The following is a 19,278-nucleotide window of genomic DNA, read 5'->3' on the forward strand; positions in this document are numbered from 1 at the left end:
CTTGATAAACTGGTTTCCGAAAAAGTAACCAAGAAAAACAGGGTGAGTATTCTAACCGCGATCCGCCGCTACCTAAAGTTATTCTCATCGATAAGGGGTTTGGGGCAGAGCTCCGCTGCTGATCTATCTGTTGAAGGTAGCAGTGATTAAGCATAGTCATTCCAGTGTCACACTCTATTAATACTACAGCGACTTGTTAGTGCTCTGTACACATAAAATATTCAAATTGGTCTTCGTCAAAAATTTTAAAGTCGAGCCTTTTGTATAAATTAAGCGCCCGATTTTCTTTTAAAACTGTTAGTTCAAGATACTTGGGTTTTGAAGTTTCTAAAACTTGCTTTAACACTAGACTACCTAAACCTTTTCCTTGGTTATTAGGGTGAATTTGAAGCTGCATAATTTCTACCTTATCTTCAAATTCGCGGAACTGTAATGTACCAACAACGCTCTTGTCGTAAATAATTAAGTGCGAGTATTCGTAGGCGTTTTTTAATCTAAACTGGTGTTCCTCTTCAGAAAGGAATTGCCCAGACTTTTCAAGGTGCTCAACCATTGTCATTTTTCTCAGGTCAAACAAATAGTCCCAATCTTGGGCTGTTGCTTTGATAAATTTAAATTGCATGTGAACCTTATTTAGCACTAACGCCCGCATAAGCTGCGGAACATGTTGGACGTTTTTTGCGTCTTGTTCTTTGCAAAAAATTGGACAATTTGAAATGTCAGGTTTAATGCGCTTGTTAAGTATTTTACTTTACTAAATAAGATCGCGTAGCCGTACAAATGGTTTGCCTGTTTCAGCTGCACGACGGACTTTCTTTGATAGAACGCTCTTAAATCCGATTTTTCTCATTAACATTTCACTCAAATCTAGGCCATCCATGCAAACTAGACTGTTTCCCCGACCAAACGCATGTAATCCTTCTTCAGTAAAACCACTATTACTCACGAATAAGCCTCTTGACCAAGCTGCTTTATCTTGAACTTTAGCGTTAAAGGAACGTAAATCAGCAGCGTTTACCGGCAAATTGGTCCATTTTGCCTCAAGAAGATATGTTTCCCCATCAAACTCAAAGCTCCCGTCAATTTGCTCGCCGAGCAAACGGAAAGATGCTCTACCAGACATCCCGCTTACATCAAAAAGATTTTTAAGGAAAGATTCAAACGCGTAACCTCTAGGATGAGGATCCATTGCTGCCAGTTGCATCAGAGCTTCCAGTAATTCTTTGGCTGTACTTTCATCAATTGCTTCATCATACGGAACGAATGATGATTTACTATTATTCACTGGGGCTTTCCCGCCAAGGCGAACCAAGAGTTCATTAAACTCTGATACTAACTCTGGTTTTTTCTCGTCGATGCTCGCTCGTTTCCGTTTAGTCTCTCGATACTCCCACAACGAAGCTAGCACTCTCAAAACTTCTTCTGTTTCAGATTTTTTTAAATAACTGCGCAGCCTCTTCCCTTTACTTGTACCTGTATCGCAGAACCTATCATCGTCGATGTTTATTCCTAGCTCATCATTAAAAAACTCAGAGTACGTTTGATTAGAGAAATCTAAAACATACCCGCCTCCCATTTCAAAGATGTAATCTAGCAAATCGAAATCTAGCCTTTTAAGTGAATATGTAGTCATAAATAATCCTTATTTTTTCTTAGTATATAAGCATCGATTTCGATACCTGCCTAACGTCTTAGTATTTATGCGCTGCGCTGTTTGCAGTGGATAAATCGCTTGTTGGACTTGTCCGCTGCCACATCCATGTAAATGGGTAAGAATGATGCCGATAAATCTGAACGCTCAATATAAAACAATAACTTAATTCACTTTTGTTCAGTGTTCAAGTAACGAAAAGTCACTTAGCAACAAAAAGGCTTACAAGGTAGGGTTCCAAGAAATTAACTAGCTACCATCTTTAAATTTACAGAGTGTATGCTCGTAAGAAAGGGTTCAGATTACTATCGGGGTTGGTAAGATTAAGCACTGTCATGTAAGTGACCGTTGACGGCATGGATGCCGTCGTCGAGCCCTCAGGGATGAGTTAATGGCGTGTCACTGGAATGACAGTGCTTAATCGTTGAAACAGAATGATGAACACCCTCTCTATGAGTCATTAATACAGCCTTGTATTTGTTCAATTCCTACCCTAAAAACAAAGTTCTGTTACCGAAAAGCTGGATTCCCGCCCACAAGTATTGCGTGAATGACAGTGCTTAATCAATGTCGTCATTACAACACAAGCGCAAAGCAAGATGCGGCAACTTGTCATTCGTCTTGTGGCTCTTGTCTTGAGGATCAAGCGCGCAGTCGAGTTTTCTTCTGTTATAATGCCTCCTCGATTTTTTGGAGGCGAGAATGGACGTATCTTCTTTACTAGACGGCCTGAATGATAAGCAGCGCGAGGCTGTCGCGGCACCGCAATCTAGCATGTTAGTGTTGGCGGGCGCGGGCAGTGGTAAAACTCGGGTGTTGACCCACCGCATTGCGTGGCTGATGCAGGTTGAACAGCAGAGTCCTTACTCGATTCTCGCGGTGACATTTACCAATAAAGCTGCGGCTGAGATGCGCGAGCGAGTTGAAAAAGTCGCTGGCACTAATATGGGCCGCATGTGGATTGGCACTTTCCACGGCTTGGCGCATCGCTTGTTGCGCACTCACTTCCAAGATGCGGGTTTACCGCAAAGCTTCCAAATCCTCGATTCTGACGATCAAGTGCGTTTGATCAAACGTATTCTTAAAAGCTTGAATTTGGATGAGAAACAATATCCTCCACGCCAAGCTCAGGGTTATATCAATGGTAAAAAAGACCAAGGATTACGCCCTAAACATATCGATGCGGGCGGTTTTCCGCTTGAGCAAAATCTGTTAAAAATCTATCAGGTTTACCAAGAGTCTTGTGATCGCGCTGGTTTAGTCGATTTTGCCGAAATTCTATTACGCGCCCATGAGTTATGGCTCAATAAGCCGCACTTGTTGGCCCATTATCAGGACAGATTTAAGCATATTTTGGTGGACGAGTTTCAAGATACCAACGCGATCCAATATGCGTGGATCCGTGTGCTCGCCGGTCAAACTGCCAATGTGATGATAGTCGGTGATGACGACCAATCGATTTACGGCTGGCGCGGCGCTCAGGTTGAAAACTTACATAGATTCTTAAAAGATTTCCCGAGTGCGACTACGATTCGTCTCGAGCAAAACTATCGCTCTAAGGGCAATATTCTTAAAGCTTCCAACGCCTTAATCGCTAATAACCCAGAACGTATGGGCAAAGAGTTGTGGACGGATGAAGCCGATGGCGATCCAATTTCGCTCTATTGCGCCTTTAATGAAATGGACGAGGCGCGCTTTATTGTCGGTCGAATTAATGATTGGCACGAAAAGGGTGGCAATCTCAGCGATTGTGCGATTTTATATCGTTCTAACGCTCAGTCGCGGGTATTGGAAGAAGCCTTATTACACAAAGGCTTAGCTTATCGAATCTACGGCGGTTTACGCTTCTTCGAACGCCAAGAAATTAAAGATGCCATGGGTTACCTGCGGCTGATAAATAACAAAGACGACGATGCGGCTTTTGAGCGTGTGGTTAACACACCGCCCCGTGGCATTGGCGATCGCACTTTGGATATTTTGCGCTCAACTGCGCGTCAGCATGAATTAACCTTGTGGCAGGCAAGTGTGCGTTTGCTCGACGAGAAAGTGCTCGCGGGCCGCGCAGCAAATTCTGTGCGTGGTTTCATGGACTTAATCATGACCATGCGTGAAGACACTCAAGATATGGTGCTGTATCGCATGGCCGATACTGTGATCCAAGCTTCGGGTCTTAAGGCCATGTATGAAGCCGAAAAGGGTGAAAAAGCCCACGCTAGAATCGAAAACTTAGAAGAATTAGTCACAGCGGCGCGTACTTTTGAGCTGCCAGAAGAGCTGGAGGACATGGGCGAACTTAATGGTTTTCTCTCCCACGCGGCGCTCGAAGCAGGCGAAGGCCAAGCCGATGCCTTTACCGATGCGGTGCAGCTAATGACGCTGCATTCTGCCAAAGGGCTAGAGTTCACTATGGTGTTCATGGCGGGTGTCGAAGAAGGGATCTTCCCGAGTAAAATGGCACTCGAAGAGGGCGATAGACTCGATGAAGAACGCCGCCTCTGCTATGTGGGCATGACCCGCGCGATGGAAAAACTCTACATTACCTATGCGGAATCGCGCCGTATTTATGGCCGAGAAGATTATGCCCGGCCATCGCGTTTTATCAAAGAGATCCCACCGCAATATGTGGATGAAATCCGCCTCAAGGCGCAGGTTTCAACCCCAATGGCGAATAATCGTTTTAGCACCCAAAAGTCAGCTGCCACAAACGATACCGGTTTTAACGTCGGCCAACGAGTCAATCACCCTAAATTTGGTGAAGGCAAGGTGACCAACTTTGAGGGCAGCGGTGCCCAAGGGCGCGTGCAAGTCAGCTTTACTGACTTTGGCAGCAAGTGGTTAGTCGTGGCTTACGCTCGTTTAGAAGCGCTGTGATTACTGCCATCATCGCGATAAATGTCAGCTTTTTGTGACACGCTTTTAGGGGATGAATTCGCATCGGGAGAAGCATGGGTATATGATGCTAAGCCTGAAAACGAGTGGAAACTTGAGGGTATTGGGAGTACCTAGTTAATGAATTTAAAGCAAAAGTGGGATGTGTATTCCCGTCTTACTCGAATCGACCGCCCCATAGGTACGCTATTATTGCTGTGGCCATGTTTGATGGCGCTAATGTTAGCTGCGGGTGGCATGCCGGATCTTAAGGTCTTGGTTATCTTCATTATTGGCGTAGTGATCATGCGTGCCTGTGGCTGCATTATTAACGACTATGCCGATCGCGATCTCGATTCTTTTGTTGAACGCACTCGATCACGCCCGCTAGCCAGTGGCGAAATCAGCACCAAAGAAGCGCTGATACTGTTCGTCATTTTAGGTTTATCCGCTTTTGGTTTAGTCTTATTACTCAATGGATTAGTCGTTAAACTATCCGTTGTTGGCATTATCCTCACGATTATTTACCCCTTCACTAAACGTATCACCAACATGCCGCAGATGTTTTTAGGCATAGTGTGGAGTTGGTCTATCCCTATGGCTTACGCCGCACAAACGGGTGAAGTGCCGATGGAGGCTTGGTGGTTATTTGCCGCCAATTGGTGTTGGACTGTCGCCTACGACACTATGTATGCCATGGTCGATAGGGACGATGATCTAAAAGTGGGTATTAAATCTACTGCGATTTTGTTTGGTAAATATGATCGCCAAATCATAGGGTTATTTCAGCTTGCCGCCTTGGCTTGTTTTATCGCCGCCGGTTGGAGCGCTGACCGTGGTTTGCTGTATGGTTTAGGCATACTGACTTTTGTCGGTTTTAGTACTTACCAGCAAATGCTGATTTTTGATCGTGAACGAGCCCCTTGTTTTAAAGCCTTCCTCAATAATAACTGGGCAGGTTTAGCCTTATTTGTTGGGCTGGGTGCGGACTATTTGATTTAACGAGTACCGTTTACGCTGGGCAGATCTTGATGGATCATCCATTGATTTTCCGGCGCTAATATTTGTTCTAAATCGATTTGGTGGATGTTGTCTTGGGAGATGACCTTGATAACAGGGCTCACTCTGCGGGGATAAGGCGCACCTTCGAGTGCGCGCACCGCCAGATCGATAGCAATGCGAGCCTGCAATACCGGTGAGTCACTGACTGTCGCGAGTAGCTGCTTTTTCTGCACTAATTCTATAGTTTGCGCATTAGAGTAAAATGCGATGACTTTGCCGGTTTGATTCCGGCGTCCATCTAAAAAGCGCGCCGCGAACGTGGCCGCCACCGCATTGGCAATTACATAATCTACGCTTTGTTTTGCAAGTACTTTTCGCACCAAATCCGCTTGAACAAATAACTCCGTCGTACCGTAACCGCCTTCAATTGTGTCGAACTCTTGTTTAGCTGCCGCCCGTCTAAATCCTTGTTCCGCCGCCATCACCCAAGATGCACCCTTAGGCCCAGGAAACCACGCCACCTTAAGCTTAGGTGACTCCTGATTGATAGCTTCTCGCTGCTGCGCCGCAATATATTCTGTCGCCGCAACGGACATATCTTCAAAGCTGACTAAGGAGCGACTCGTGAGTTTGTCGGTCGCGATACCATTGACTAAATCGATAACCGGAATGCCCGCAGCGCTGAGTTGTTCAATATCCGCAATCAGTCCGTCAGCGGTATTGGCGGCAATAATATAAGCTTGAGCCTTGAGTGCATAACAATCATGAAGTTGCTGTTTTTGCTGCTCAATCTTGTCATATCCACCAGCATCATAAATGCCGAGCGTTACGCCTTGGCGCTCGGCTTCTTGTGATAATCCAAAGGCAACGCCCCACCAATATTGATCTTTACCATGGGGAAGTAAGGCGCAGATCCGCCATGCTTGATTGGCCTTAGCGAGTGGCGTGTAGAGGGTCTTTTGACCGTCGGCAATCACATCGGCGGGATACCAAGCTGCCTGCACTGCAAAGGCGAAACTATAGAGGATTAAGGTGAGGCAAATCCTGAGGGAGTAAGCGAAGAATGCAGTAAAGTGCATAGGATCATCATGTTAAGTTAACAATAGATTAAGCATAGATGAATGATCCATAGTTGCTAAGTCGATGCTAAATAAAGCTGATTTATTCTTAATAACCAGTGCCATGAAGTGTTATGGCACTTTTATGATGGGCTGCAGAGTGGTTGAAATTGTAGGGCCCTCTTACATTAGCAGGCTTTACGCTTTGACTTGTTCACTGAATGCTTAAGTTTACATTTCACGCTTAAGGCTTAATTGCCACAGCTGGTTTTTGCCATAGTGCTTAGTCTATAGTCATTGGCTTATAGTGGTTTTTTATGATCAATTTCATGCTTAGGTAACAAGGAATCGTTATGTTTATTCCGTCAGGATTTGCACGGGTTAGCCCGTATATGATGATCGCTGATGCCGATAGTTTAGTGGTTTTTTTACAGCAAGCCTTTGATGCTAAAGCGCTACATATTTCCCGTCGGGCTGATGGCAAAATAGCTAATGCACAGATGCAAATCGGCGACTGTTTATTTATGTTGAGTGAGGCGAGTGAAGCTTTTCCGCCTATGCCCGCATCTTATTATTTATATGTGGAAAATGCCGATAAAATGGTGGCTCAGGCACTCGCCGCTGCGGGTGAATTAGTGATGGAAGTGGCGAATATGCCCTATGGCGATCGCCAAGGTGGAGTGCGTGATCCCGTGGGTAATTTGTGGTGGATCTCCCAGCGTTTAGCCGCAGGGCCATATCAGGATTGATCGTCAAGTGATAACCAGTCAAAGGAGGTGATGTATGCCGTGCCAGTTAACCCGATTATTTGGAATCGAATTGCCAATTATTCAAGCGCCGATGGCGGGTGTTCAGGGCAGTGCCTTAGCGATAGCTGTGTCGCAAGCGGGTGCGTTGGGATCTTTGCCCTGCGCCATGTTATCCCTCGAAGCCTTAGATGCCGCGTTGACACAGATCCGCGCCCAGACGACTAAGCCCATCAATGTAAACTTCTTTTGTCATCACGAGCCCGAACCGCAAGCGGCGAAACAAGCTGCATGGCTCAAGCAACTCGCGCCTTATTTTGCTGAGCTAAGTATCCATCCTGATACCCAAACTGCGGGAGCACAACGCGCGCCCTACACGAGTGCTCAGGCTGAAGTGTTAGCTAAATTTAAACCTGAGGTGGTGAGTTTTCACTTTGGTTTACCGAATGAAGATTTGCTGCTGGAGATAAAGTCTTGGGGTTCTAAGATCATCTCGACGGCGACCACAGTGGAAGAAGCGCTCTGGTTAGAAGCGCGCGGCGTAGATGCCATTATTGCGCAGGGTTTAGCAGCGGGCGGCCATAGGGGACATTTTTTATCCGATGATTTAACCGAGCAGCTCGGCACTTTTAGTTTATTGCCGCAAATCATCGCCGCCGTGGATATTCCTGTTATTGCAGCGGGTGGCATAGTCGATGCCAAAACCGTGCGTGCCGCTATGGCGATGGGCGCTTCGGCGGTGCAAGTGGGGACGGCCTATTTACTTTGTCCTGAATGCACCACCAGTGATATTCACCGTGCCGCCCTGCAGAGTGAGGCGGCGCAACATACGGCTCTGACTAACTTATTTTCCGGTCGCCCCGCCCGTGGCATAGTGAACCGTTTTATGGCCGAGATGGGGCCGATAAATGAGGCTGTGCCAGATTTCCCCTTGGCATCCTCGGCAGTTGCAGGCTTAAGAGCTGCGGCGGAGCGACAAGGATTTGGTGATTTTAGCCCACTTTGGTGTGGCCAAAATGTAACAGGCTGTCAGGCTATTCCCGCCGCAGAGCTGACGAGGCAATTGGCGTTAGGTTTGATGGTCTAATGATCAGTTTGAGCGTTTTTAAGCCAGCATTGTATTCATGGTTTTATCCATCATGTTATTGATAAGCCAAGCTACTTTTTTGGGTTTTTACTATCGCATAGGCTTGGCTAGATCAACTGACAAGGATGTTAAATGCTAAAAATTCGACTAAGACGCCCAGCTAAATATCGAATTTATTTTCTCATTTTGATGATTATTGTGTATTGGCTTGGGTTTAATTTACTGCCAGAACAGTTAACGCAAACAAGTGAGCAGTTGTCTTTGGCTGTCGTCAGTGCACTATATTTTGTGTTGTTACCTCTGCTTTATTGGTATTGGATTATCAAAATTGGTGCGCAAAAAAGCTGGAAAATATTAGTCATTCTCAGTTTGAGCAGCCTCATGGCTCGCCTCAGCTACCCTCCTCAAATTGCAGAGTATTTCGAGTTTATCGCTTGGCTGCGTTTCCCTATTATCGCGGTATTACTGCTCATCGAATTGTACTTGATGGTGAGTATTATTAAGGGATTGTGGCAGGCGAGGAAGGCTTCAGGCGATCCAAGATTAGCGATCATTGCTCAATATGCTGCCACTGTGGAGCAAGAGCTGGGTAATGGGGCAAATGAACTTAGAACGCTTAATATTGAGGGCGCATCAAACACTGATATGCCAAAGAATCAAATGCCTGACGATAAGAAGCTGACCTTAGGTTTAATACTCGCTACTGAACCCGCGAGTTGGTATTACGCTATCCCTTATTTTTCCCGTCGCCACCCAGCATCGATCACACCGCTTAAGCTACTGAGTGCCCAACCTTGGCATGCTTTAGTCATCATAATGTGTTTAATCGCGGCCTCCACACTGAGTTACATACTACTCGATGATGTGAGTCATATTGCTGCCGTATTCGTTTCTGGTTTGATCTTATATTCAGTGGTATTAATCGCAGCCAATTACCGAATCAGTCGTTATTACTCCCTGTATCAAAGGGAAGGTAAGCTCATTATCAATAATGGTATCTGGGGTTTTATGGCGATTGATTTAACCCAGATAAGTGAACTGAAATTTGGGGCATTTGTGACTCATGTACAGCCACAGCAAATGGGGGGGAAATCGGTAGGTGATTCAACTGCAATCAATGCAACAGAAATATTGACGATAGGCCGCGGTGATACCGCGAATGTGCAGCTGATTTTTAAGCGGCCCCAAACTTATTATGGCGGCATGGGACAATTGCCTGAGCCGTTAACTGTGATCAATTTAGTAGTGGATGAACCCCAAGTGTTAGCTGATGCATTGGGCATACTCCAAAATTACAAAAAAGTTTCTTAGAATAGATTTATAACCATGAAATCACATGCTAATTAGATGATTTATCGACCAATCTGAGTTAGTCTGCTTAGCGTTTATAAGAGTGTATTTGCGCGCTCAATGTCGTATAGCCTATTGTTTAATTATCTAAGTTTTTGGGAGCTGTACCACTATGACGCCGATTTTCAGTAATGCCGCTATTGGTCGTAGTTTGTTGGTTTTGCTCTTGTGTGCTGGCGTATTCTTTTTTATCGATTTTTTAGTGCCCGCCTTAGCTGCATTGATTGTGTGTTTTTCGAGTTGGCCTCTTTATCAAAAACTATTGGCAAAATGCGGTGGTCGTTCGGCGTTGGCGGCAACCATTGCCCTATGTTGTATTGTGCTCGGGCTGATTATCCCGCTGGTGTTTGTATTTTCCTATGCGTTACAAGAAATTAGAACTTGGGTTGATTGGTTGGTGTTTACTAACCAACATGGTTCGCCCGTGCCCTTGTGGATCAAAGATTTACCTTGGATGGGTGAATGGTTAACCCTGCAATGGCAGCAATTTATCGGTGAACCCCACGAGCTAGGCAAAATTATCAGTGCCATCAGTGGTCAGAACCTGAGTGGCATTTCCCGTTGGGTGCTGCAATTGGGCTGGAACACACTAGGCCTGCTACTGACCTTACTTTTTATGTTGATCACGTTGTTTTTCCTCTATAAAGATGGCGAGCAAGTGGCCAAACAGTTAGATATTGTCGGCGAGCGAGTATTGCCCGCCCGCTGGCATAGCTTCTCCCGTGTGGTGCCAGCTACGGTCAGTTCGACGGTGATCGGCATGACGCTTATCGCGATTGGTGAGGGCATAGTGCTGGGGATTGCCTATTGGATTGCGGGTGTGCCATCGGCCGTGGCTTTTGGGGTGTTAACCGCCTTTATGGCCTTGATTCCCGGCGGCGCGCCAACCATGTTTACCTTGATTTCACTCTATCTTGTTGGCACTGGCGATATGACGGCGGGCGTCGGCTTGTTCCTTTGGGGCAGCATAGAGCTGTTTATTGTCGATAAAACCTTAAGGCCTAATCTTGTCGGTGGGCCGATTAAATTGCCTTTCTTACCGACTTTTTTCGGGTTGATCGGCGGCGTGAAAACCATGGGATTTGTCGGTTTGTTTGTCGGCCCCGTGTTGATGGCGCTGTTAGTTGCTATCTGGCGTGAGTGGTTAAGGGAAGAACCTGAAATAATACAAAGTGATAAACAGGCGGGAGCTAAAAGTTAAGGTTTAGTCTGCCCTAAGGCATTTTTGCGCTCATCGGTGTAAAACCACCAAGGTTTAGCATCTTCGCCCGCCATAAAACGGGTGATGGAGATAAACACATCGATCATGCATGGGTCGTGTCGCTGGCCCGTTTTGTTACACAGGGTTTGATACAGCTCGTAGGGGTTTCTATCTAACAGCTGCTCAGGCTTATCTATGCCAAGCAAACGTAAATCCGCCGCACAGGCTTTGCCAATATTGGGTAAATCAGTTAATTGCTTAACCTCGGCACGCACGACTTTCGCAGGATTCATACGGATTGCCTCGTTAAAACACACGCTGAAAAGTCATTACTGCTGGATAATCGCTCTGGCGAGATAATTACCTTGGCGAAATAAGAGCCTGTAAATAACAGGCTCTAAACAAAGCTATCAAATCTAGGCTTTAACCAGTGTAGTCAGATCTGCAGGGCGGTAGTAAACCGATTTTAGTACCTTACCTTGGCGAACCACTTTACCTGCCATTTCCACATCTTTAGCGCATTTGGCTATGATGAAATCACCTTGCTGACTACCGACAATTTCAACACCTTGTTTGGCATAGAAGGCAATGGTCTCGGCCAGTTCTTGCTCGTTACGGCACACTTTACTCATATTGCTCGAGTGGACTTCATCCCAGCAGCTAATAAAGTCGATTTCACGGTTTTGAGCCACGCAAAGCAACAAGTCAATCAGGTAACTGATTTCGAGTCTATCCGTCATTGCTTGCGCGCCTAAGTGCACTAGACGGCCCATTAATACGTATACAGAATCGACTATGGCATCGGCCTGTTCGATACGGCTATCGGCTTCGGCAAGTTCAGTTAACTCTTCAATAATCAACGAAGTATGTAAGGTGTCGGCCTTATCATCCAATGAGCTGGCATCGTTGACGGCTAGGTCGAAGGTGCTACGAAACTCACTAATATCACGGTACAAGTGGTCATAAATAGGTTGAGTTAAGCGGGTGAGTTTCATCTGGATAGCCTTGGGATCAATAAACAATAAGTAGTTGGCGGCAATTTTAAAGAAATGCGCCGTAGAATACAAAGTTCAGGTATTTGCTCTTAAGTGTAAAAAATACCCGCTGCAAATTCGGGTGCAGCGGGTTTCGGCAAATGTAGGGTGGGCTACCGAACGGAGATGTAAACTGGCTTTTTAGTACAAAATGATTACTGGCCGTATTTTGTGATTAATTTATCAAGATAAGGGATGACGTCTTTATCGCCCCAATCGAGATATCCGCGTACGAAACCAACAAGATTACCTTTAGCATCAAAAAAATACGTCGCAGGAACGACGTTTGCAGGAATGATCTGTTCTATGTTTTGTGTTGGATCGAACCAAGTTTGGTAGTCGCTAAAATTATGTTGAGTGAGGAAAGGTCGCACATCCTTAGGTTCCTCATCGATGGAGATTGGGACTATGGCGATATTTTTCCCTTGATATTCTTGTTTAAGATGTTGAAGCTCTGGGATTTCACGCAGGCAGGGGGCGCACCAAGTTGCCCAAAGATTAACGAGAACCAGTTTACCTTGATGTTGTTTTAGGGTTTGAGTTTTTCCCGCTTCATCAATGAAAGGCACATCCGGTACGCCGCGTGCGTGCTGCATTTCAACGAAGCCTGTCATTACCCTAGGTTTAGGAATCGCTTCGCCAGTGTCGTAAAGCTTATTCTGTAATGAATGGGCTTGGACTGAGTTGTTTAACAGGACAAAACTGCATAGCAGAATGAGTCGCATAGAGCATAGTTTCATGGTGAATCCTTAATTTGAGATAGGGAACTCAGTGCTCAGCGCTTAATGAGTCCAAGGCAAATACCTACACCGAGTAATAGCAAGAGTAGCGGGCCAAACCAAAGTGCGACCGTAGAGCCTTTCAGTTCGGGTTGATAACGAATTTTTTCACCATAGCGCTGTACCATAAAAAAAATGATTTCATCTTGGCTATCTCCTTGTTCTAACATGGAAAAAATTTGAGCTTTAAGCTCATGTGCGATAGGGGCTTGTGATTCAAACAAGCTTAGATTTGTTGCCATAGGACAGCGAAGCAGTTTACTGATATCCATAGCTTGTTGTTGATGAGCAGTGTTAGAGACAGGTTGCTCTTGCGCCATAGCGAGGAATGCAGTCCCGCCTAGAAACAGCGTGGTAAAAAGCAACCAGATAAAAGCACTGAGGTAAGGTGAGCGAAATAATGGATTCATTAGGCAAGCATTTCCCTTTGCAATGAATGGGATGAGTTAGGTAAGGCTGCTGGTTTCGGGTAATAACTCAGGCTGCGAGTAGGCCAAGCGGCGACAGTTCCACCTAACATCATTAGCAGTGCCCCAAGCCAGATCCAACTGGCAAGGGGTTTATAGCTGATGCGGATCAGGTATTCGTTATCACTAAGTTGCAATCCCATCGAGACATAAATATCCCGCCATAGGCCGTGATCAATACCAGCATGGGACATTTCCATGGCATTGCTTTTGAAGGTTTGTCGTTGTGGGGTGATATAACCTAGTACCAGCTCATCTTGGGCTGCATCACGGATACTGATATTGGCTTGAATCGCAGTAAAACTCTTGGTCTCGATATTCTCGGTACTTTCATAAACTAAGACATAACCCGCTAACGGCTTACCTTGGCCTGGGCCCATTCTTAGCAGGGCTTCTTGTTCAAAGAAAGAGACGGCCGTCGCACCTATTATAGTTACAGCCACGCCTAAATGAGCAAGCAGCATGGCCATGAGGCGTCGTTTAGGGAGAGGCTTAGCTGTATTTATATTTTCTTTAACAGGCTGTTTATTTTGGTGATTTTTATTTTTTAATCCTAATGCTGCTATCAATGTTAATAATAAGCAAACGAGTAACCAAAGCGCTGCTGCAGTGCCAAGTAATAGAAATAAATTGTTGCCAGTTGCTGCTTGTAAGCTTATCCACAGAGCTGCAGTTAAGATCAGTGCACCGGGTATGATCAAAGGCTTAACTTGAGCTTTGGATGCTTTTTGCCAACCAGCTAAAGGGGCGACGCCCATCAAGAGTACGAGTAAGAATGTCAGAGGCACAAAGATCGCATTAAAATAAGGGGCACCGACAGAGAGTGTACCTAAACCAAGTAATTCATAGAGCAAGGGATAGAAGGTACCGAGTAGAACGGAAAATGCCGCTACGACTAATATTACAATACCGAGTAGCAACAGCGTTTCTTTACTGAAAATGCTATGCCGAACTGAGTGTCTGAAGTTATTGGCTTTAAGTGCAAAGGTGAGCAGAGCTGCGCTAACAAAAAGTATTAATAAACAGAGGATTGACATACCACGGGTAGGATCAGCGGCAAAGGCATGCACCGATTGCACTATGCCGGAACGTACCAAAAAGCTGCCCAGCAAACTGAGTGAGAAAGCTAATAGGCACAGCAGCAATGTTGTGATTTGAAAGCCATTAGTGCGTTTCGTCAGAACAATGGAATGGACTAATGCTGTAGCGACAAGCCAAGGGATAAATGAGGCGTTTTCTACAGGGTCCCAAAACCACCATCCGCCCCAGCCCAGTTCGTTATAGGCCCACCAAGAACCAAAGGCATTGCCACCTGTAAGGAAAATCCACGCCAGTAACACCCAAGGGCGAAGGTAATCGAGGTGGCGAGCAGGTAATTTGCCCCCAATGAGTGATGCCAGTGCTGCGGCAAAGCAAACCGTTAGCCCGACATAACCTAAAAACAGCATTGGTGGATGCAGTATTAAGCCAATGTCCTGCAATATGGGGTTAAGGTCGCGTCCTTCGACTGGAATGTTTGGGAGTAAGCGGGCAAAGGGATTGGAGGTAAAGAGTAAAAACAAATTAAAGCCGAGGATCACTAAGGCCAAAATAGCGAGAACTCTGCCAAAGTAAGCCCTATCAGCCTGTAAACTGGCACTATCGAGATTAACCTTATTCGTTGCTTGACGCCAATTGATCACCGCACCCCACAGGGCAATGGCGAACACCCAAAATAACATTGAGCCTTCGTGGCTGCCCCACACCGCCGCGATTTTATAACCGAGGGCGAGCTGACTATTAGAATGATTGGCAACATAGGCGACTGAAAAGTTATCGGTAATAAAGCTAAAAATTAAGCTAAATAATGCTGCCAGTAAGGTAAAAAAGAGAGCGTAGAATAATTTATTGCCAAAGCTGATTAGGTAAAAGTTATTCCGGTAGCTACCGATTAAATGATGACTAGCCGACAATAATGCCAACACAGTACTCATGATCAGCAATATGTGCCCTAGCTCTGGAATCATATTTGTCATAGATATTTCCTGCATAGCATTGGTTGTCGAATCGCATTAATTCTGGAATTAATAATGGGTTAACTTTTTTAGCGGTTAATCGCTACTAACTTATTTATTTTTATTGTTGCCTGGCTAAATTGGATATTGAGTCTTTAACCATTTAACGATTGACTCGCAGGGTAGCTGAGTTTTTGTGGAAGGAATGTGATCTGTCTCGGCATTAAAATGGTCATTTATGACTTTGTTTATTTTTGAAAAATCAAAGCCATTTTTAGATTTTTTTAGAGTTCAAAAAACATCTTTTAGATCTAATTAACTACTGTTTTTCATTGTTTAAGGTGTTGATTTGTTATGGTTTAATTATTTTGGCTCCTCTTGATTTCTGAATTAAAATTTAATGTGCTCTAGCGCAGATTTTTTGTTTTTCCACTCCGTCATCATGCAGCCACTGGTCAATTGTTTATGTCGTTCAGTGAACAGTTAGGTTCAGTGGAGAATATAAAACTAATGATAAATTAGGAGTGAATGATGAAGCGATGGAAAATCAAAACAGCCTTAGGCGTGCTGTTTTGTTTAGGTTCTGCCGTAAGCGCTACCACAATCGCCTCCGATGCTAAATCGGATGGTAAAGTGGTCCCTGGAGTGGGTAATAAACAGCAATCCCACTATACTCAAGATATTTTGGCTAATCCCAATTTAAATGACAATTTAATGGAAAAATCCCGTGGTGTTAAAACACTGCAGGATTATATTGTTCAAGAGCAAGAATTATTTGATTTTTTATTTGAAAATCACCCCGTTTTTAAATATGACGCGGAAGGTCGATTAAAGGGCACTTATAAAGTCAGTGACCGCGGTGAAGAATATTTACACGGTGGTGACAGTGTTGCTTACAGTAAACACAGTAAAGAAGTGAACTCAACTGATGGCACCGCTGTACGTTATAGTGCCTATAACGATGGTCAACGTCCAAAAGCACTGCAATATCGTTTAGGGGCAAAATCGATTTTAGATTTCCCTAACAAGTTTGTTGGCCCCGAAAAATGCGGTGAGTGTCATGGTCCGCAATACGAAAAATGGAGACGTTCACGTCACTCTAAGACGATTCGCTTCCCTGGCGAACATCCAGAAGTCGATAACGACCTGAAAAAAACCATGTATACCACCAAAGATACCTCGATTCTGCCATCGGGTATTACGCCAGACGCTATCTATGCAACTGTGGGGACGCCACGTACCAAATATGGTTTTATCGACGCCTATCTGGTGCGCGGTACTTACCACGTGAAAGACGGTCTGCTGAAAGATGGCACTGGTACTATGGTCGCCGGTGGTAACCAATTCTCCCGCGGTTGGGCTGAGTGGTTAACCCCTGAAATGGCTGCAAAAATTAACAAAGCTATCCCAAGTTTCCCTGTCAAAATGGAAGATTTTGGTACCAGCGGTTCACACCAATGGGGCATGAGCTCATACGGTGCTAAGTACGAGAAGGAATTCCTATTCCAACCAGCTAGCTCCTATTGCGAAATGTGCCACAGCTTTAAGTTTGACTTCCAAACTAAAGATGAATTCTTCGCTGCCTTAGGTAACCCAAAAGAGCTGCAAAAACACACGATTTCTAAAGGGATTACCTGTGAAGAGTGTCATGGCGCAGGCGGCCACTTAGACGGCGGTATTGGTGGCGGTATGCCATCTAACTGTGAACGTTGTCACCAACGCTTCAATTTTGTTGAAGAGCTAGCTGAAACGCCACAGGGTAAAGAGAAACTGGAATATGCCTTCAACGTGAAGATGAAATCTTCTTGCCCATCTTGCGGTACTGAAGGTTCGCAAATGTTTGCCTCTGCACACTATGACAAAGGCATGCGTTGTTCAACCTGTCACGATCCACACGAAGTGACTGATGGTGATTGGAAATCTGGTACTACCAAGCCAAAAATCATCAAAGAGTGTACTGACTGTCATACGGCTCAAGCCGAGATCGCCAAGAACACCAACACCCACAGCAACCAAACTTGCCAAAGCTGTCACATGCCAAACATGGGAAGCTGTGAAAACTTCACTGCGATCCAATTCCCAGATATGGCGGGCTTCGACAACGTGCGTAAGTCACACATGTGGAAGATTGATGTCGACCCACTGCGTAAGACCCTCAACCCACCTGAAGGTAAGTCGCGCGATGCGACGACTAAGGGCTGGACTGTGGCGAAAGATGAAAACGGCTACAACTACCTCGACTTGATGTGGACCTGCGCCCGTACTTCAGCTTCAGACCACGATGTGACCGAAAACAAAGGTTGTCATAGCCAGTTCCAATCTGAACTTGAAGTGGGTCTGCACTTTGAAGACCAGATGGAAATCTATGGCGAAGTTCAAAAGTGGCAAAAACCAGTTAAAGAAACTTTTGCCCTAGTAGAACAAGCCCTTGCCCGTATCGACAAGCTGTTAGAAGTCACCAAGCTGTCGGTTGAAGACAAGACGCAAGTGTTGATGTTGACCGACAAAGCCCAAGATGTTGTTCGCCTGATTAAGGCTGACGGTTCATGGGGTGCGCACGGCCCAAGTTACTCACTGAAACGTCTTGATGCTGCCTTAACCTATGTGACTCAAGCCCAAGCCATTATCGATGGTAAAGGTCTGAGCGCACAGAAAATGTAGTTCGACTCGAGTCTAACTTGTCCCCGACACACCCGTGCCGGGGAATATACGAGGCCAAATGATGAATAACGTGATCCGACAAAGCCTTATCGGCGGCTTAATGGCTCTGAGCTTAGGGGGCATTAGCCTACCCGCCATCGCAGGGGGAGGTTCTGATATCTCTGAAGCGCCCTATAACGAAATTCAGTTAAATCCTATTTCCATGCGGGAAGCTGAAACCTTAGTCGGCAAGCAAGAGGTTTATTTTTTCGACGTAAACACGCTGGAAATCTGGGCGGAAGGTTTTGTCCCCGGAGCGGTTTTTTTCAATGTTCAAAATTGGAGAGAGTTACTTCCAAAGAATAAAGATGCGGTGATGGTGTTCTATTGCGCTAATCGCCTTTGTACCGCTAGCAACATGGCCGCTCGGGAGACCATGAAGCTAGGTTACACCGGAGTTCGCCATATGGCCGATGGTATTTTCGGTTGGCGTATGTCCGGAAGAGCAACAGAAAAACCATAGTAATCAAATAAATATTTTAATCGGTTATGGGTAATGCCCATACGTTTTCGGCTAACGCACTAAGCCCAAGGGCTAAATAGAAGAGAATATAAAATGAAAACATCTATGCCAACGTCTTTTATCCCAAAAACCATCACAGTGGCGACCTGCGCCGCACTGTTTGTATCTATGGCGAGCTTTGCCGCCCCAAGCCTTAAAACCGATGCAGAAAAAGCGTCTTACAGTATCGGTGCATCCGTTGGTAACTACATTTCTGGCCAGGTTTATAACCAAGTAGAACTGGGCGCAGAAGTGAATGTGGACTTAGTTGTTCAAGGTTTTGTGGACGCGCTGAAAAAACAACAGCAATTAACCGATGAAGAAGTACTGACATACCTCAATCAACGCGCCGAAGAATTAAATCAAGTGAGAAAAGCCAACGCTGAAAAATTAGCTGCTGAAAATATCAAAGCGGGTGAAGCCTTTCTTGCTGAAAACAAAAAGAAGTCTGGCGTCAAAGTGACTGATTCTGGTCTGCAATATGAAGTGCTGGTTACGGGCGAAGGCAAAAAGCCTAATCCAGAAGATGTGGTGACCGTTGAATACGTCGGCAAGCTTATCGATGGTACTGAATTTGAAAACACCGTTGGCCGCAAAGACCCTACGCGTTTTGCCTTAATGACGGTAATCCCTGGTTGGGAAGAGGGCTTAAAACTGATGCCAATGGGCTCTAAATACCGCTTTGTTATCCCAGCAAACTTAGCCTATGGCAATGAATTTGTGGGTGAAATTCCACCGCAATCTACCTTGATCTTTGAAATTGAACTAAAAAATATCGAAAAGCCAAGTGAGAAAAAAGAAGCCCGCATGATGGGCATGATGCCTGCTCACTAAGAGCA

General features: G+C 45.3%; 17 protein-coding genes. 9 read left to right on the forward strand and 8 right to left on the reverse strand.

Annotated features, from left to right (window positions below; all coding sequences use genetic code 11):
* Nucleotides 1-196: 196 nt before the first annotated feature.
* Both Q4Q50_RS03940 and Q4Q50_RS03945 read right to left on the reverse strand, forming a co-directional pair.
* Entirely contained in the window at nucleotides 197-622 is a 426-nt protein-coding gene (locus Q4Q50_RS03940; protein ID WP_311898497.1) for a GNAT family N-acetyltransferase, read from the reverse strand.
* 132 nt (nucleotides 623-754) lie between these two features.
* Nucleotides 755-1,633 carry a restriction endonuclease gene (locus Q4Q50_RS03945; protein ID WP_311898498.1) on the reverse strand — a complete coding sequence of 293 codons (879 nt, stop codon included), beginning with the start codon at nucleotides 1,631-1,633 and terminating at the stop codon, nucleotides 755-757.
* A gap of 720 nt (nucleotides 1,634-2,353) precedes the next feature.
* On the opposite strand from Q4Q50_RS03945, the gene uvrD reads away from it, so the two are divergent.
* Both uvrD and ubiA read left to right on the forward strand, forming a co-directional pair.
* Nucleotides 2,354-4,522, forward strand: coding sequence for a DNA helicase II (gene uvrD, locus Q4Q50_RS03950; protein WP_106648281.1), 2,169 nt, complete (start codon nucleotides 2,354-2,356; stop codon nucleotides 4,520-4,522).
* A 138-nt stretch (nucleotides 4,523-4,660) separates the two neighbouring features.
* A complete protein-coding gene (gene ubiA / locus Q4Q50_RS03955) occupies nucleotides 4,661-5,521 on the forward strand; it encodes a 4-hydroxybenzoate octaprenyltransferase (protein ID WP_012197690.1) in 861 nt (286 codons plus the stop codon).
* Here the strand turns inward: ubiA and torT are convergent.
* Nucleotides 5,518-6,600, reverse strand: coding sequence for a TMAO reductase system periplasmic protein TorT (gene torT, locus Q4Q50_RS03960; RefSeq protein WP_311898501.1), 1,083 nt, complete (start codon nucleotides 6,598-6,600; stop codon nucleotides 5,518-5,520). The genes ubiA and torT overlap by 4 nt on opposite strands.
* Nucleotides 6,601-6,932: 332 nt before the next feature.
* On the opposite strand from torT, the gene Q4Q50_RS03965 reads away from it, so the two are divergent.
* The 4 genes from Q4Q50_RS03965 (at nucleotide 6,933) to Q4Q50_RS03980 (ending at nucleotide 10,963) form a co-directional block, all read left to right on the forward strand.
* Nucleotides 6,933-7,328, forward strand: a complete 396-nt coding sequence (locus tag Q4Q50_RS03965) for a VOC family protein (RefSeq protein WP_219234784.1) — start codon at nucleotides 6,933-6,935, stop codon at nucleotides 7,326-7,328.
* Between the two features lie 34 nt (nucleotides 7,329-7,362).
* Nucleotides 7,363-8,412: an NAD(P)H-dependent flavin oxidoreductase gene (locus Q4Q50_RS03970; RefSeq protein WP_311898503.1), complete on the forward strand. Its 1,050-nt coding sequence runs from the start codon at nucleotides 7,363-7,365 to the stop codon at nucleotides 8,410-8,412.
* Nucleotides 8,413-8,544: 132 nt separating this feature from the next.
* A complete protein-coding gene (locus Q4Q50_RS03975; protein ID WP_311898505.1) occupies nucleotides 8,545-9,723 on the forward strand; it encodes a hypothetical protein in 1,179 nt (392 codons plus the stop codon).
* 151 nt (nucleotides 9,724-9,874) lie between these two features.
* Entirely contained in the window at nucleotides 9,875-10,963 is a 1,089-nt protein-coding gene (locus Q4Q50_RS03980; protein ID WP_311898506.1) for an AI-2E family transporter, read from the forward strand.
* Here Q4Q50_RS03980 and Q4Q50_RS03985 read toward each other — a convergent pair.
* From Q4Q50_RS03985 to Q4Q50_RS04005, 5 genes are all read right to left on the reverse strand, one after another.
* Nucleotides 10,960-11,256 (reverse strand): helix-hairpin-helix domain-containing protein, encoded by a 297-nt coding sequence (locus Q4Q50_RS03985; protein ID WP_311898507.1) that lies wholly within the window; start codon nucleotides 11,254-11,256, stop codon nucleotides 10,960-10,962. The genes Q4Q50_RS03980 and Q4Q50_RS03985 overlap by 4 nt on opposite strands.
* A gap of 123 nt (nucleotides 11,257-11,379) precedes the next feature.
* Nucleotides 11,380-11,958 (reverse strand): nucleoside triphosphate pyrophosphohydrolase family protein, encoded by a 579-nt coding sequence (locus tag Q4Q50_RS03990; protein WP_311898508.1) that lies wholly within the window; start codon nucleotides 11,956-11,958, stop codon nucleotides 11,380-11,382.
* Nucleotides 11,959-12,152: 194 nt separating this feature from the next.
* On the reverse strand, nucleotides 12,153-12,737 hold the full coding sequence (locus Q4Q50_RS03995; RefSeq protein WP_012090334.1) for a TlpA family protein disulfide reductase: 585 nt from the start codon (nucleotides 12,735-12,737) through the stop codon (nucleotides 12,153-12,155).
* Between the two features lie 35 nt (nucleotides 12,738-12,772).
* Nucleotides 12,773-13,186 carry a cytochrome c-type biogenesis protein gene (locus tag Q4Q50_RS04000; RefSeq protein ID WP_311898510.1) on the reverse strand — a complete coding sequence of 138 codons (414 nt, stop codon included), beginning with the start codon at nucleotides 13,184-13,186 and terminating at the stop codon, nucleotides 12,773-12,775.
* Nucleotides 13,186-15,258: a heme lyase CcmF/NrfE family subunit gene (locus tag Q4Q50_RS04005; protein WP_268649840.1), complete on the reverse strand. Its 2,073-nt coding sequence runs from the start codon at nucleotides 15,256-15,258 to the stop codon at nucleotides 13,186-13,188. The genes Q4Q50_RS04000 and Q4Q50_RS04005 overlap by 1 nt, the downstream gene beginning before the upstream one ends.
* 510 nt (nucleotides 15,259-15,768) lie before the next feature.
* Here Q4Q50_RS04005 and sirA point away from each other — a divergent pair.
* From sirA to Q4Q50_RS04020, 3 genes are all read left to right on the forward strand, one after another.
* Nucleotides 15,769-17,898, forward strand: coding sequence for a dissimilatory sulfite reductase SirA (sirA, locus tag Q4Q50_RS04010; protein ID WP_012090331.1), 2,130 nt, complete (start codon nucleotides 15,769-15,771; stop codon nucleotides 17,896-17,898).
* Between the two features lie 58 nt (nucleotides 17,899-17,956).
* The gene (locus tag Q4Q50_RS04015) at nucleotides 17,957-18,400 is read left to right on the forward strand and encodes a rhodanese-like domain-containing protein (RefSeq protein ID WP_012090330.1); all 444 of its coding nucleotides are present in this window, start codon (nucleotides 17,957-17,959) and stop codon (nucleotides 18,398-18,400) included.
* A gap of 93 nt (nucleotides 18,401-18,493) precedes the next feature.
* On the forward strand, nucleotides 18,494-19,273 hold the full coding sequence (locus Q4Q50_RS04020; protein WP_012090329.1) for an FKBP-type peptidyl-prolyl cis-trans isomerase: 780 nt from the start codon (nucleotides 18,494-18,496) through the stop codon (nucleotides 19,271-19,273).
* The last annotated feature ends 5 nt before the right edge of the window (nucleotides 19,274-19,278 follow it).

The organism is Shewanella scandinavica, from assembly GCF_031932065.1.
GTDB classification, from domain to species: domain Bacteria; phylum Pseudomonadota; class Gammaproteobacteria; order Enterobacterales; family Shewanellaceae; genus Shewanella; species Shewanella baltica.